This window comes from Acidovorax sp. DMC1 (assembly GCF_056314325.1).
Genome location: NZ_JBQUYO010000001.1, coordinates 524134 through 538352, shown reverse-complemented (window position 1 = coordinate 538352; position 14219 = coordinate 524134). Strand labels below are relative to the sequence as shown.

The 14219-nt window shown below is 60.7% G+C and carries 21 protein-coding genes; 18 read left to right on the top strand and 3 right to left on the bottom strand.

All coding sequences use genetic code 11. The annotated features are described in order from the left end of the window. Window positions 1-190 precede the first annotated feature (190 nt). The 16 genes from rpsL (at window position 191) to ACT531_RS02435 (ending at window position 10937) form a co-directional block, all read left to right on the top strand. A complete protein-coding gene (gene rpsL, locus ACT531_RS02510; protein WP_015012185.1) occupies window positions 191-568 on the top strand; it encodes a 30S ribosomal protein S12 in 378 nt (125 codons plus the stop codon). A 175-nt stretch (window positions 569-743) separates the two neighbouring features. Continuing rightward, a complete protein-coding gene (gene rpsG, locus ACT531_RS02505) occupies window positions 744-1217 on the top strand; it encodes a 30S ribosomal protein S7 (protein ID WP_005798541.1) in 474 nt (157 codons plus the stop codon). A 147-nt stretch (window positions 1218-1364) separates the two neighbouring features. Beyond that, complete coding sequence (gene fusA / locus ACT531_RS02500; RefSeq protein WP_015012186.1) at window positions 1365-3467, top strand: elongation factor G; 2103 nt, start codon at window positions 1365-1367, stop codon at window positions 3465-3467. A 142-nt stretch (window positions 3468-3609) separates the two neighbouring features. Beyond that, window positions 3610-4800 carry an elongation factor Tu gene (gene tuf / locus ACT531_RS02495; RefSeq protein ID WP_015012187.1) on the top strand — a complete coding sequence of 397 codons (1191 nt, stop codon included), beginning with the start codon at window positions 3610-3612 and terminating at the stop codon, window positions 4798-4800. 25 nt (window positions 4801-4825) lie between these two features. Beyond that, window positions 4826-5137: a 30S ribosomal protein S10 gene (gene rpsJ / locus ACT531_RS02490; RefSeq protein ID WP_005796953.1), complete on the top strand. Its 312-nt coding sequence runs from the start codon at window positions 4826-4828 to the stop codon at window positions 5135-5137. A gap of 220 nt (window positions 5138-5357) precedes the next feature. Continuing rightward, window positions 5358-6032: a 50S ribosomal protein L3 gene (gene rplC / locus ACT531_RS02485; protein WP_015012188.1), complete on the top strand. Its 675-nt coding sequence runs from the start codon at window positions 5358-5360 to the stop codon at window positions 6030-6032. Next, window positions 6032-6652 carry a 50S ribosomal protein L4 gene (gene rplD / locus ACT531_RS02480; RefSeq protein WP_008906425.1) on the top strand — a complete coding sequence of 207 codons (621 nt, stop codon included), beginning with the start codon at window positions 6032-6034 and terminating at the stop codon, window positions 6650-6652. Before rplC ends, rplD begins: the two co-directional genes overlap by 1 nt. Beyond that, complete coding sequence (rplW, locus tag ACT531_RS02475) at window positions 6649-6963, top strand: 50S ribosomal protein L23 (RefSeq protein ID WP_007847815.1); 315 nt, start codon at window positions 6649-6651, stop codon at window positions 6961-6963. Before rplD ends, rplW begins: the two co-directional genes overlap by 4 nt. A gap of 2 nt (window positions 6964-6965) precedes the next feature. Beyond that, entirely contained in the window at window positions 6966-7790 is an 825-nt protein-coding gene (gene rplB, locus ACT531_RS02470; protein WP_008906426.1) for a 50S ribosomal protein L2, read from the top strand. Between the two features lie 10 nt (window positions 7791-7800). Then, complete coding sequence (rpsS, locus tag ACT531_RS02465) at window positions 7801-8076, top strand: 30S ribosomal protein S19 (RefSeq protein WP_010467177.1); 276 nt, start codon at window positions 7801-7803, stop codon at window positions 8074-8076. 9 nt (window positions 8077-8085) lie between these two features. After that, entirely contained in the window at window positions 8086-8418 is a 333-nt protein-coding gene (gene rplV, locus ACT531_RS02460) for a 50S ribosomal protein L22 (protein WP_007847806.1), read from the top strand. Window positions 8419-8433: 15 nt separating this feature from the next. Beyond that, on the top strand, window positions 8434-9315 hold the full coding sequence (gene rpsC / locus ACT531_RS02455; RefSeq protein WP_015012189.1) for a 30S ribosomal protein S3: 882 nt from the start codon (window positions 8434-8436) through the stop codon (window positions 9313-9315). Between the two features lie 2 nt (window positions 9316-9317). After that, window positions 9318-9734 (top strand): 50S ribosomal protein L16, encoded by a 417-nt coding sequence (gene rplP / locus ACT531_RS02450; protein WP_015012190.1) that lies wholly within the window; start codon window positions 9318-9320, stop codon window positions 9732-9734. A gap of 17 nt (window positions 9735-9751) precedes the next feature. Beyond that, window positions 9752-9949 (top strand): 50S ribosomal protein L29, encoded by a 198-nt coding sequence (gene rpmC, locus ACT531_RS02445; RefSeq protein WP_015012191.1) that lies wholly within the window; start codon window positions 9752-9754, stop codon window positions 9947-9949. 9 nt (window positions 9950-9958) lie between these two features. Continuing rightward, entirely contained in the window at window positions 9959-10228 is a 270-nt protein-coding gene (gene rpsQ / locus ACT531_RS02440) for a 30S ribosomal protein S17 (protein WP_015012192.1), read from the top strand. A 199-nt stretch (window positions 10229-10427) separates the two neighbouring features. After that, the gene (locus tag ACT531_RS02435) at window positions 10428-10937 is read left to right on the top strand and encodes a redoxin family protein (protein WP_476016351.1); all 510 of its coding nucleotides are present in this window, start codon (window positions 10428-10430) and stop codon (window positions 10935-10937) included. A 69-nt stretch (window positions 10938-11006) separates the two neighbouring features. Here ACT531_RS02435 and ACT531_RS02430 read toward each other — a convergent pair whose 3' ends face one another. Together ACT531_RS02430 and ACT531_RS02425 are read right to left on the bottom strand one after the other, a co-directional pair. Continuing rightward, complete coding sequence (locus tag ACT531_RS02430; RefSeq protein ID WP_015012194.1) at window positions 11007-11510, bottom strand: GNAT family N-acetyltransferase; 504 nt, start codon at window positions 11508-11510, stop codon at window positions 11007-11009. A gap of 34 nt (window positions 11511-11544) precedes the next feature. Next, window positions 11545-12222 (bottom strand): cytochrome b/b6 domain-containing protein, encoded by a 678-nt coding sequence (locus tag ACT531_RS02425; RefSeq protein WP_476016350.1) that lies wholly within the window; start codon window positions 12220-12222, stop codon window positions 11545-11547. A gap of 170 nt (window positions 12223-12392) precedes the next feature. Between ACT531_RS02425 and ACT531_RS02420 the strand changes: the two genes are divergently transcribed. Next, window positions 12393-12848, top strand: a complete 456-nt coding sequence (locus ACT531_RS02420; RefSeq protein WP_110961975.1) for a c-type cytochrome — start codon at window positions 12393-12395, stop codon at window positions 12846-12848. A 150-nt stretch (window positions 12849-12998) separates the two neighbouring features. Here ACT531_RS02420 and ACT531_RS02415 read toward each other — a convergent pair whose 3' ends face one another. Further along, window positions 12999-13502 (bottom strand): TlpA disulfide reductase family protein, encoded by a 504-nt coding sequence (locus tag ACT531_RS02415; protein ID WP_015012197.1) that lies wholly within the window; start codon window positions 13500-13502, stop codon window positions 12999-13001. 182 nt (window positions 13503-13684) lie between these two features. On the opposite strand from ACT531_RS02415, the gene ACT531_RS02410 reads away from it, so the two are divergent. Beyond that, window positions 13685-14218 carry a hypothetical protein gene (locus ACT531_RS02410; RefSeq protein WP_476016349.1) on the top strand — a complete coding sequence of 178 codons (534 nt, stop codon included), beginning with the start codon at window positions 13685-13687 and terminating at the stop codon, window positions 14216-14218. Window position 14219 lies beyond the last annotated feature (1 nt).

Sequence of the window (14219 nt, the reverse complement as noted above, 5' to 3'; positions counted from 1 at the left end):
TTTTGGCCTCCATTTTTGCAGCCAACACCTGCCAGTTAACGGAATCGCAGCAGGCGCCCTGGGGCCCCGCAAGCCGCAGCAGGCTTGCCTTCGAGGGGGCATCCTGCTACATTAGAAGGCTTTTCGGAATTTCCGAAGGGATTCACGTTTTCGCTTTCACGAAGCAAATTCACGTTTAGGGACGTATTTCATGCCAACCATTAATCAACTGGTCCGTCAGGGGCGCGAGGTCGAAAAGACCAAGTCCAAGAGCCCTGCGATGGAAAACTCTCCACAGCGCCGTGGCGTGTGCACCCGTGTGTACACCACGACGCCTAAGAAGCCTAACTCCGCTCTGCGTAAGGTCGCCAAGGTGCGCCTGACCAACGGTTTTGAGGTGATCTCCTACATCGGCGGTGAAGGCCACAACCTGCAAGAACACAGCGTGGTGCTGGTTCGCGGCGGTCGTGTCAAGGACTTGCCCGGTGTGCGTTACCACATCGTGCGTGGTTCGCTGGACTTGCAAGGCGTGAAAGACCGCAAGCAAGCCCGCTCCAAGTACGGCGCGAAGAAGCCAAAGGCCAAGTAAGCCCTGGCCCTTTCGGTCTGAAGAATTTTCGGTGCTGTTTTTCCGCGTGGCGCGGAGTTGCAGCGTAGTGACCCCAAACGCAGGTGTTCTGCGCGGGTCGAGTAAGTGGGAGTCCAGAGATTGGCTCTCGCGGTGTCTGAAAAGATGCCAACTGAAGCAAAGATAGAGGTAAAAAATGCCACGTCGTCGCGAAGTCCCCAAACGTGAAATCCTGCCGGATCCCAAGTTCGGCAATGTAGAGCTGTCCAAATTCATGAACGTGATCATGGAAGGCGGCAAGAAGGCAGTTGCAGAGCGCATCATTTACGGCGCCCTGGAACTGATCGAGAAGAAGCACCCCGATAAGGACCCTCTGGAAGCCTTCACCGTTGCCATCAACAACGTGAAGCCCATGGTGGAAGTGAAGTCCCGCCGCGTCGGCGGTGCCAACTACCAAGTGCCTGTGGAAGTGCGTCCCGTCCGTCGTCTGGCCCTGTCCATGCGCTGGATCAAGGAAGCCGCCCGCAAGCGCGGTGAAAAGTCGATGGCCCAACGCTTGGCCAACGAACTGCTGGAAGCCACCGAAGGCCGTGGCGGCGCCATGAAGAAGCGTGACGAAGTGCACCGCATGGCCGAAGCCAACAAGGCATTCAGCCACTTCCGCTTCTAAAACGCGGATTTGCCCTGATATAGGCCCAAGGCTGCTGGCGTTTTGCCTGCAGCCTTGTGTTGATTTCAGGCAGTCACAAAATCGACGGGTTGCAGCGCCAGAATGCTGGGCCCGCCCCCGAAAACACGAACCATCCAAGGATCCACCATGGCTCGCAAGACCCCCCTCGAGCGTTACCGCAATATCGGTATCTCGGCCCACATTGACGCTGGCAAGACCACCACAACCGAGCGTATTCTTTTCTACACCGGCGTGAACCACAAGATTGGTGAAGTGCACGACGGCGCGGCCACCATGGACTGGATGGAGCAAGAGCAAGAGCGTGGCATCACGATCACCTCGGCGGCTACCACCTGCTTCTGGAAGGGCATGGACATGTCCTTCCCCGAGCACCGCATCAACATCATCGACACTCCCGGCCACGTGGACTTCACGATCGAAGTGGAGCGTTCCATGCGCGTGCTGGACGGCGCCTGCATGGTGTACTGCGCCGTGGGCGGCGTGCAGCCCCAGTCGGAAACCGTCTGGCGCCAGGCCAACAAGTACAAGGTGCCTCGTCTGGCCTTTGTGAACAAGATGGACCGTACCGGTGCCAACTTCTTCAAGGTCGTGGACCAGATGAAGCTCCGCCTGAAGGCCAACCCTGTGCCTATCGTGATCCCGATCGGTGCCGAAGACAACTTCAAGGGCGTGGTTGACCTGCGCAAGATGAAGGCAATCATCTGGGACGAAGCCTCCCAGGGCATGAAGTTCACCTTCGAAGACATTCCGGCTGATCTGGTCGAAGTGGCCAAGGAGTGGCGCGAGAAGATGGTCGAAGCGGCTGCTGAAGCCTCCGAAGACCTGATGAACAAGTACCTGGAAGAGGGCGATCTGTCGGAAGAAGAGATCACCCAAGGCCTGCGCACGCGCACCATCAACGGCGAAATCCAGCCCATGCTGTGCGGCACGGCGTTCAAGAACAAGGGTGTGCAGCGCATGCTGGACGCCGTGATCGAACTCATGCCTTCGCCCCTGGATGTGCCTCCCGTGCCCGGCTTCGACGAAGACGACAAGGAAGTCACCCGCAAGGCGGACGACAACGAGAAGTTCTCGGCCCTGGCATTCAAGCTGATGACCGACCCGTTCGTGGGTCAGCTGACGTTCGTGCGTGTGTACTCCGGCGTGCTCTCCAAGGGCGACACCGTGTACAACCCCGTGCGTGGCAAGAAGGAACGTATCGGCCGTATCGTGCAGATGCACGCCAACGAGCGCCAGGAAGTGGACGAAATCCGCGCCGGTGACATCGCTGCTTGCGTGGGCCTGAAGGACGTGACCACGGGTGAAACCCTGTGTGATCCCGCCGCCGTGGTGACGCTGGAGCGCATGGTGTTCCCCGAGCCTGTGATCCGTCAGGCTGTGGAACCCAAGTCCAAGGCCGACCAGGAAAAGATGGGCATCGCCCTGTCGCGCCTGGCTGCAGAAGATCCATCGTTCCGCGTGCAGACCGACGAAGAATCCGGCCAGACCATCATCGGTGGTATGGGCGAGCTGCACCTCGAAATCATCGTGGATCGTATGAAGCGTGAATTCGGCGTGGAAGCCAACGTGGGCAAGCCCCAGGTGGCCTACCGCGAAACCATCCGCAAGACGGTGGAAGAAGCCGAAGGCAAGTTCGTGCGCCAGTCCGGTGGTAAGGGCCAGTACGGTCACGTTGTGCTCAAGATCGAACCCAACGAAGCCGGCAAGGGCATCGAGTTTGTGGACGCGATCAAGGGCGGTGTGGTGCCTCGCGAATTCATCCCAGCGGTGGAAAAGGGTATCAACGAAGCCGTGACGCAAGGCGTGCTGGCTGGCTACCCCGTGGTGGACGTCAAGGTCACGCTGCACTTCGGTTCGTACCACGATGTGGACTCGAACGAACTGGCGTTCAAGATGGCTGCCATCTTCGGCTTCAAGGAAGGTTGCAAGAAGGCCGGTCCGGTCATTCTGGAACCCATGATGGCCGTGGAAGTGGAAACGCCTGAAGACTACGCCGGTAACGTGATGGGCGACCTGTCCAGCCGTCGCGGCATGGTGCAAGGCATGGACGACATGGTCGGTGGCGGCAAGGCCATCAAGGCTGAAGTGCCCCTGTCCGAAATGTTCGGCTACTCCACGACCCTGCGCTCCATGTCGCAAGGCCGCGCCACCTACACGATGGAATTCAAGCACTACAGCGAAGCACCTCGCAACGTGTCTGAAGCCATCATGGCAGCACGCGCCAAGTAAGTAAGCATTTCGCCCGGGCCGATCTGGTCCGGGCTTTGTTTTGTCTGCGATCCGGTGCCACTCTGTTCCCTGTGCGGAGTGAATCAGCAACCAGATGCAGACGTAAAACCACTACACAGGGATTGCTCTTTGGAGAATTAAAATGGCAAAAGGTAAGTTTGAACGCACCAAGCCCCACGTGAACGTGGGCACGATCGGTCACGTGGACCATGGCAAGACGACGCTGACGGCAGCTATCGCCACGGTGCTGTCCTCCAAGTTCGGCGGCGAAGCCAAGGCCTACGACCAGATCGACGCTGCGCCCGAAGAAAAGGCCCGCGGTATCACGATCAACACCGCCCACGTGGAATACGAAACGGCCAACCGCCACTACGCCCACGTGGACTGCCCCGGCCACGCCGACTATGTGAAGAACATGATCACCGGCGCTGCCCAGATGGACGGCGCTATCCTGGTTTGCTCCGCTGCTGACGGCCCCATGCCCCAGACCCGTGAGCACATCCTGCTGGCCCGCCAAGTGGGCGTGCCTTACATCATCGTGTTCCTGAACAAGTGCGACATGGTGGACGACGAAGAACTGCTGGAACTCGTCGAAATGGAAGTGCGCGAACTCCTGGACAAGTACGACTTCCCAGGCGACGACACCCCCATCATCCGTGGCTCCGCCAAGCTCGCCCTGGAAGGCGACAAGGGCAAGCTGGGTGAAGAAGCCATCATGAAGCTGGCCGAAGCCCTGGACACCTACATCCCCACGCCTGAGCGCGCTGTGGACGGCGCCTTCCTGATGCCTGTGGAAGACGTGTTCTCCATCTCCGGCCGCGGCACCGTGGTGACCGGCCGAGTGGAACGCGGCATCATCAAGGTCGGCGAAGAAATCGAAATCGTGGGTATCCGCGACACGCAAAAGACCACCTGCACCGGCGTGGAAATGTTCCGCAAGCTGCTGGACCAAGGCCAAGCTGGCGACAACGTCGGCCTGCTGCTGCGCGGTACCAAGCGCGAAGACGTGGAGCGCGGCCAAGTGCTGTGCAAGCCCGGCTCGATCAAGCCTCACACCCACTTCACGGCTGAGGTGTATGTGCTGAGCAAGGACGAAGGCGGCCGCCACACTCCTTTCTTCAACAACTACCGTCCCCAGTTCTACTTCCGCACGACCGACGTGACTGGCGCCATCGAGCTGCCAGCCGACAAGGAAATGGTCATGCCTGGTGACAACGTGTCGATCACTGTGAAGCTGATCAACCCCATCGCCATGGAAGAAGGTCTGCGCTTCGCTATCCGCGAAGGCGGCCGCACCGTGGGCGCTGGCGTCGTGGCCAAGATCATTGCTTAATTCATAAGCAGAAAAGGAACTTGCCATGTCCAAGCAAAAAATCCGCATCCGCCTGAAGGCGTTTGATTACAAGCTGATCGACCAGTCCGCTGCCGAGATCGTTGACACCGCCAAGCGCACCGGCGCCATCGTCAAGGGTCCCGTGCCCCTGCCGACGCGCATGAAGCGTTTCGACATCCTGCGTTCGCCCCACGTCAACAAGACCAGCCGCGACCAGCTCGAAATCCGCACGCACCAGCGTCTGATGGACATCGTGGACCCTACGGACAAGACCGTGGACGCCCTGATGAAGCTCGACCTGCCCGCTGGCGTGGACGTCGAAATCAAGCTGCAGTGATGTAGCCGTAGCTGCTGCAAGGCGGACTCCTCCGCCTTGCGGTGACTGACATAACGCGAACTTGCTTGAAAAAGCGGTTCGCGTTATACTTTAGGGCTTCGCCTAATTTGCGTGCGTTTTCGCGCGTCGGTGGGTGGAGTTTTAATAACCCTCTTTCATGCACGCGAGTGCAACGCCGTGGCCAATTGAAGTTGCGGCGGTGGAAGTTTTGGAGAAACAAATGAGTCTGAGCAACTCCCTCGGGTTGCTGGGTCGCAAAGTGGGCATGATGCGTCTGTTCACCGATGATGGGGACGCAGTGCCTGTCACGGTGGTGGATGTGTCCAACAACCGCGTTACCCAGGTCAAAACCCAAGAGAACGATGGCTACGTGGCCCTGCAGGTCACGTTCGGTTCGCGCAAAGCATCGCGCGTGACCAAGCCAGAAGCCGGCCACCTTGCCAAGGCAGGTGTGGAAGCCGGTGAAATCATCCAGGAATTCCGCGTGACCGCAGAAACCGCCGGCAAGTACGCCGCGGGTGCTGCAGTGCCTGTGGCTGATGTGTTTGCTGTCGGCCAAAAGGTGGACGTGCAAGGCACCTCCATCGGTAAGGGCTACGCCGGTACCATCAAGCGTCACAACATGAGCTCGCAGCGCGCGTCGCACGGTAACAGCCGTTCGCACAACGTGCCTGGCTCGATCGGTATGGCACAAGACCCCGGTCGCGTGTTCCCCGGCAAGCGCATGACGGGCCACCTCGGCGATGTCACCAAGACCACGCAAAACCTCGATGTCATCCGCATCGACGAAGCGCGTCAACTGCTCTTGATCAAGGGCGCGATTCCGGGCTCCAAGGGTGGGTTCGTGACCGTGCGTCCCGCCATCAAGGCCAAAGCCTCCAAAGGAGCGAACTAATGCAGCTCGAACTCCTGAATGACCAAGGCCAAGGCGCATCCAAGCTGGATGTTCCCGAAACCGTGTTCGGTCGTGAATACAACGAAGATCTGGTGCACCAGATCGTGGTGGCCTACCAGGCCAACGCACGCCAAGGCACTCGCGCCCAGAAGGACCGCGAGCAAGTCCGTCACTCGACCAAGAAGCCTTTCAAGCAAAAGGGTACGGGTAACGCACGTGCAGGTATGACTTCCTCGCCACTGTGGCGTGGGGGCGGTCGGATTTTCCCGAACATGCCTGACGAAAATTTCACGCAGAAGATCAACAAGAAGATGTACCGCGCCGGTATGTCTGCCATCTTGTCGCAGCTGGCCCGCGAAGGTCGTCTGGCTGTGGTCGACTCGCTGAAGCTTGACTCCCCCAAGACCAAGGTCCTGGCCGACAAGTTCAAGGCGATGAACCTGCAATCGGTGATGGTGATTGCCGACGAAGTGGACGAAAACCTGTACCTGGCCTCGCGCAATCTGGTGAACGTGCTCGTCGTTGAGCCCCGTTACGCCGATCCCGTGTCGCTGGTGCGTTTCAAGAAAGTGCTCGTCACCAAGGGTGCAATCGACAAACTCAAGGAGATGTTCGCATGAGCACACTCAAGTTTGACGAAGGTCGTCTGATGCAAGTTCTGGTCGCTCCCATCGTGTCCGAAAAGGCCACCATGGTTGCCGAGAAGTCCAATGCAGTGACGTTCAAGGTGCTGCAGAACGCTACCAAGCCCGAAATCAAGGCCGCTGTGGAATTGATGTTCAAGGTGGAAGTCAAGGGCGTTTCTGTGGTGAACACCAAAGGCAAGACCAAGCGTTTCGGCAAGACTGTCGGCCGCCGCGACAATGTTCGCAAGGCATACGTCACGCTGCAGCCAGGTCAAGAGCTGAACCTCTCTGGGGAGGCCGCGTAATCATGGCTGTCGTTAAGATGAAACCTACCTCGCCCGGCCAACGTGCCGTGGTGAAGGTCACGCGTGACCACCTGTACAAGGGTGAAGCTTACGCCCCCCTGCTGGAGCCACAATTCCAGAAGGCCGGCCGTAACAACAATGGTCACATCACCACCCGTCACAAGGGCGGTGGGCACAAGCACCACTACCGTGTGGTGGACTTCAAGCGCAACAAGGACGGCATTCCGGCCAAGGTTGAGCGCATCGAGTACGACCCCAACCGTACGGCCCACATCGCTCTGGTGTGCTATGCCGACGGCGAGCGTCGTTACATCATCGCTCCCCGCAACCTGGAAGTGGGCGCAACCCTGCTGTCGGGTTCGGAAGCCCCGATCCGCGCTGGCAACACGCTGCCTATCCGCAACATCCCCGTGGGTTCGACCATCCACTGCATCGAGCTCAAGCCCGGTGCTGGTGCTCAGATCGCCCGCTCGGCAGGTGCTTCGGCAACGTTGCTGGCCCGTGAAGGCGTGTACGCCCAGGTGCGTATGCGTTCCGGCGAAGTGCGCAAGATCCACATCGAATGCCGCGCCACCATTGGTGAAGTGGCCAACGAAGAACACAGCCTGCGCCAACTGGGCAAGGCCGGTGTGAAGCGCTGGATGGGTATTCGTCCTACGGTTCGCGGCGTGGCCATGAACCCGGTGGATCACCCTCACGGTGGTGGCGAAGGCCGCACCGGCGAAGGCCGCCATGCAGTCGATCCTTGGGGCAATCTGACCAAGGGTTATCGCACCCGTAACAACAAGCGCACACAGATCATGATCGTGTCGCGTCGCAAGAAGTAAGGGGTAACAGATGACTCGCTCTCTCAAAAAGGGTCCATTTGTTGACCATCACTTGCTGGCCAAGGTCGAAAAGGCCGTTGCCACCAAGGACAAGAAACCAGTCAAGACCTGGTCGCGTCGCTCCATGGTTCTGCCCGAGTTCATCGGTCTGACCATCGCCGTGCACAACGGCAAGCAACACGTGCCGGTCTATGTCACCGACCAGATGGTGGGCCACAAGCTGGGCGAATTCGCCCTGACGCGCACCTTCAAGGGTCACCCCGCTGACAAAAAAGCGAAGAAGTAAGGAACGACCATGTCTGAAACACGTGCAGTCCTCCGGGGCGTCCGTCTGTCGGTCGACAAGGGCCGTCTGGTCGCCGATCTGATCCGCGGCAAGAAAGTGGACCAGGCTCTGAACATCCTGAACTTCACGCAGAAAAAAGCTGCGGGAATCGTCAAGAAGGTTCTGGAGTCGGCCATCGCCAACGCCGAACACAACGATGGCGCTGACATCGACGAACTGAAGGTCAAGACCATCTACGTCGAACAAGGCACCACGCTCAAGCGCTTCACCGCGCGCGCCAAAGGCCGCGGCAACCGCATCAGCAAGCCCACGTGCCATGTGTACGTGACGGTTGGCAACTAAAGGCTCGGGAAGACTATGGGACAGAAAATCCATCCTACCGGCTTCCGCCTTGCGGTCAGCCGCAACTGGTCCAGCCGTTGGTACGCCAGCAACCGCGACTTCGCGGGCATGCTGGCCGAAGACATCAAGGTGCGTGAGTACCTGAAGGCCAAGCTCAAGAACGCGGCTGTGTCGCGCATCCTGATCGAGCGTCCTGCCAAGAACGCCCGTATCACCATTTACTCGGCACGTCCTGGTGTGGTGATCGGCAAGAAGGGCGAAGACATCGAGAACCTGAAGAAGGAACTCGCGTCGCGTCTGGGCGTGCCCGTCGCAGTGAACATCGAAGAAGTGCGCAAGCCTGAAATCGATGCCAAGCTGATCGCCGACAGCATCACGCAACAGCTCGAAAAGCGCATCATGTTCCGTCGCGCCATGAAGCGCGCCATGCAGAACGCCATGCGTCTGGGCGCCCAGGGCATCAAGATCATGTCGTCCGGTCGTCTGAACGGTATCGAAATCGCTCGCTGCGAGTGGTACCGTGAAGGCCGCGTGCCACTTCACACGCTGCGTGCGGACATCGACTACGGCACCTCTGAAGCCAAGACCACCTACGGTGTGATCGGCGTCAAGGTCTGGGTCTACAAGGGTGACACGCTGGGTCGTAACGACCTGCCAGCCGTGGAAACGCCTCGTCCAGACGAAGAGCGCCGCCCACGCGGTCCACGCCGTGATGGCCGCCCAGGTGGCGACCGTCCAGGCGCCGGCCGTGGCCCACGTCGTCCTGTCGGTGGCAACACCGCTCCGGCCGACGGCAGCGACAAGCCAGCGGAAGCTGGTGGCGCTGATAACAATGCCGTTAAGCGCGTACGCAAGGTCGCCGCGCCCGCTACAGCAGCGGACGGTAAAGGAGAATAAAGATGCTGCAACCTGCTCGCCGTAAATACCGCAAGGAGCAAAAGGGCCGTAACACTGGCGTCGCAACGCGGGGTGCCTCCGTTGCCTTCGGTGATTTCGGTCTGAAGTGCACCGATCGTGGCCGTCTGACGGCCCGCCAGATCGAAGCTGCACGCCGTGCGATTTCCCGTCACGTCAAGCGTGGCGGCCGTATCTGGATCCGCGTGTTCCCGGACAAGCCAATCTCTACCAAGCCCGCAGAAGTGCGTATGGGTAACGGTAAGGGCAACCCCGAGTACTACGTGGCTGAAATCCAGCCCGGCAAGATCGTGTTCGAAATCGTTGGTGTGCCCGAAGAACTGGCCCGCGAAGCGTTCCGCCTGGCTGCTGCCAAGCTGCCGCTGCGCACCACGTTCGTCAGCCGTCACCTCGGCGCGTAATTCAGGAGACCATGAAAATGACCAAAGCTACTGAATTGCGCCAAAAAGACGTTGCTGGCATCGAAGCCGAAATCAAGGCGCTGCAAAAGGCCCACTTCGGCCTGCGCATGCAAAAGGCTACGCAGCAACTGGGTAACACCAACACGCTGCGCACCACCCGCCGTGATATCGCACGTGCCAAGACCATCCTTGCTGAAAAGCAAGCCGCCAAGTAAGGAGCCCATATGACGGAACCTAAAAAATCCCTCAAGCGCACCTTGATTGGCAAGGTGGTCAGCGACAAGCGTCAAAAGACTGTGACCGTGCTGGTCGAGCGTCGTGTGAAGCACGAGCTCTACGGCAAGATCGTTGCGAAGTCGAGCAAGTACCACGCCCACGACGAAAAGGGCGAGTACAAGCTGGGCGACGTGATCGAAATCACCGAGAGCCGTCCGCTCTCCAAGACCAAGAACTGGGTGGCTACCCGCTTGGTGCAAAAGGCCGGTCTGCTGTAATCAGCTTTCCAAGCCTGCTCCAGGGGCGCAAACCCCTGGGCGGCAAAGCCCTTCAAAACGACCCACAATGTGGGTCGTTTTGCTTTGTGGGCTTCCTTTTTGATGCGAACGGTGCACAGGCCGTGTCCAGGAGGAGTTTTGCAAGGCATGGCGTTCTCGGGTTTCAACACCCCCATCCCAACATCCCAAGGAGAAAACAATGATCAAAGTCGGTGACACCCTGCCCGCAACCACGCTGATGGAATATTCCGAAGTCGAGGGCGAAGGCTGCAGCATCGGTCCGAACCCCGTAGCGGTGGACAAGGCCACGGCCGGCAAGACGATTGCGCTGTTTGCCCTGCCTGGTGCCTTCACGCCCACCTGCTCGGCCAAGCATGTGCCCGGCTATGTGGAGAGGGCTGCCGAGTTCAAGGCGGCCGGTGTGGACGAGATCTGGTGTGTGAGCGTGAACGACGCGTTCGTGATGGGTGCCTGGGCCCGCGACCAGAAGACCGATGGCAAAGTGCGCATGCTGGGCGACGGCAGCGCTGCCTTCGCACAAGCCACCGGCCTGACTCTGGACCTGACCTCCAAGGGCATGGGCCTGCGCAGCAACCGCTATTCGATGCTGGTGCGCGATGGCAAGGTGGTGACGCTCAACGTTGAAGCGCCAGGCAAGTTTGAAGTGAGCGACGCTGACACCCTGCTGGCCCAGGCCAAGGCGGCGTGACACGCCACTGATTGCTATTGAATCAATAGCTGCTAGCGCATGTACATCATGCGCTTGCGCCTCAAATGGTCAAAAAATGTCGACCTTGAGGTAATGCGCCCCGGGTATGGGGTTGTGATAGTAGGGCGGGATTTCTTCAAAGCCCAGATCGGTGTACAGCGCGCGGGCTGACTCCATATCGTCCAGAGTGTCGAGCAATACGCAGGCGTACCCGGCCTGCCGCGCCCGGTCCAGCATGGCTTCGGCCAGTTCGCGGCCCAGGCCAAAGCCACGGAACGCCTTGCGCACATACAGCCGCTTCATCTCGCTGGCGTTGGGGTAATCGGCGTTGTCCAGCGGGCGCAGGGCACAACAGCCTGCCAAGGCGCCTTCCACTTCGGCGATCAGCAGGGCGCCACGGGGTTCGGCGTAGTCGCCCGGCAGTTGTGCCAGTTCGGACTCAAAGTCCTGAAAGCACAAGTCAACACCGAGTGTGCTGGCGTACTCGCGAAAGATGTCTCGGACCGCGTCCCACTCGGCGGGCGAGGAGGGGGTTCTCAGGGAGATGGAGGGCTTGTCCAAAGCGCAAGGCATGCAAACAAAAGAGCCGCCAGTGTAGCGACTTCGTTCAGAGCGCCGGTGCCGCCAGCGACGACACCCACCACGCCACGCCAGCGCTCAGCGCCAACACCACCAAGGCTGCGATGCGGCTGAGGGCGTCATCCCGCGATGGTGCTGCCGCCTCGGGCAGCGTCTTGTCGCCGTCCAGCATGGGGCGAATGAGCTGCTGCTTGCGTACACGCACATAGAAGATGATGGCCAGCACATGCAGGCCCACCAGCGACAGCACCAGGAACTGCCCGATGTCCTTGTGGTAGTTCGTGGCCAACCCCACGACGGCGTTGGAGACATATTGGGTCAAGGGCCCGGCGAAGGCGATCTCATCGTCGCTCAGCAGGCCGGTGCCCACCTGGGCTGCCAGCACGGCCAGCAGCACGAACACGGCCAGCGCGCCCAGCGGGCTGTGTCCGATGCCGTCCTCCGGATGGGGCGCGCCACGCAGGTACTGCAACAGCCGCGCGGGCGAGTACAGAAAAGCCGAAAAACGCGACCAGCGACCCCCCACCAAGCCCCAGACCAGCCGGAACACCAGCAGCGCCAGCACCGTGTAGCCCAGGCGGAAATGCCAGACCATGGCGTTTCCCCCCACATTGGCCGTGATGACCAGTCCCACGATGCAGGCGGCCAGCGCCCAGTGAAAAATGCGGGTTGGAAGGTCCCAGATGCGTACGGTGTGCTGCGTCATGGTGGTCAGGGCTTTGCGCCAGAGTGATGGGGGCGGAGGTGCCAGCGGCATTGTGCGACAGGGCGGCCCGGGCTGTAACCACCCCGCCACAGCACAACGGCGCCCAAACCGGCATACTGCGCAGGCTTGGAAGGCATCATTCTGTTCCACCCACGAAAAAGGAAGTTCCGATGAAAGCATTTGCTGCGTTGACCCTGGCGGCTGCGGCCCTGACCCTGTCCGCCCCCGCCTCCGCCCAATTTGCCAAAGCCGAAGACGCCATCAAATACCGCCAGAGCGCGCTGTTCGTGATGGGCCAGCATTTCGGACGCCTGGGCGCCATGGCCAATGGCCGCGCGCCGTTCGATGCCAAGGTGGCGCAGGAGAACGCCGACATCGTGGCCCAGATGGCCAAGCTGCCTTGGGCCGGCTTTGGCCCCGGCACCGACAAGGGCGCGCCCACCAAGGCGCTGCCAGAAATCTGGACCGAGCAGGCCAAGTTCAAGGAGCATTCCGAGAAGTTGGAGGCCGAGACCGTGAAACTTGCCGCCGCAGCCAAGACGGGCAACCTGGACAACCTCAAGACCGCCTTTGGGGCCACCGCAGGCACCTGCAAGGCCTGCCACGACAGCTTCCGCGCGAAGTAAAACAGACGGTGGGGAGATGCCTTGCTATGTTTTACGTAGCATGCAGGGCATGATCTACTAGCGCAAAAGGCCAATTTCTCTCGAAATTGGCCTTTTTTATGCCCTGAACGGGCTGTGGTTCGTGTGAGGGCGGTGTGTCCGCCGCGCAGCTCAGGTTTCTGCCAGCAGCTTCTCGATCAGCTGGTGCAGCTCCGGGAAATTGGGGGCGCCCACATAGGTCTTCACGATCTCGCCCCGCTTGTTCACGATGAAGGTGGAGGGCGTCAGTTGCACATCGCCCCAGGCCTTGGCCACTTTGCCGGTGTTGTCGATGGCCACCTGGAAGGGCAGCTTGCGTGTCTCGGCAAAGTTCACCACGTAGCTGGGCGGGTCGTAGCTCATGGCCACGGCCAGGGTGTCAAAACCCTTGCTGTTGTACTTGTTGTAAGTCGCAATGATCTCGGGCATCTCGGCCACGCAGGTGGTGCAGCTCGTGGCCCAGAAGTTGACCAGGGTGACCTTGCCTTTCAGGTCGGCGGTGGATTTGCTGGAGCCGTCCAGCAGCACAAAGGTCGATGCGGGCGCTTCGGCGCGGCCCGTGTCCAGGTACACATAGGCGCCCACGGCAGCAAACGCTGCCACCGCCACACCTGCTGCCCATTGCTTGATCGCCATGACTTCACCACCCATCCCAAAAGAAACACGGGGCCTGTGCCCCACTCCACATTGTGCCGGAGCCGCCTGTGTGCCGTGTCAGCAGTCCCTGCAACCCCCTGGCTGGACTCAAATTGCGGGGAAAAGTTCGCCCCCAAACGCGGCGCAGAAGCAGCATGGGGGACTCTGCCGATAATGCCCCGATGAAATGGCCATTGACCGGGGCTGCCGCCCTGCTAATTGCGGGCTGCAGCCCCGCCCTGAACTGGCGGACCGTGCCGCTGCCCGAAGCGGATTTGACCATCACCCTGCCGTGCAAGCCCGACCAGGCCACCCGCACGGTGGAGCTGGCCGGTGCCCCGGTGGAGCTGTCCATGGTGGGCTGTGACGCCGATGGCGCCACATTTGCCGTGTCCCACGCCGCGTTGGCCGACCCCGCCCAGGTGGGCGCAGCGCTCACCCATTGGCGGGCTGCCATGCTGGCGCGCCTGGGGGCAGGGGCCGAAGCGGGCGTCAAAGACGTGCCCTACGCGCCGCGCGGCACCCTGCCCCTGCCGCAGTCGGTGCGTACTGTGGCGCAGGGGCAGCGGCCCGATGGCAGTGCGGTGGTGGCGCAGGCCGTGTGGTTTGCGCGTGCCGCAGGGCCGCAGGTGCGGCTGTACCACGCCGTCGTCTACACCACCAAGCCCCGGCCGGAGGTGGCCGACCAGTTCTTCGCCGGCCTGGCGCTGCCATGAC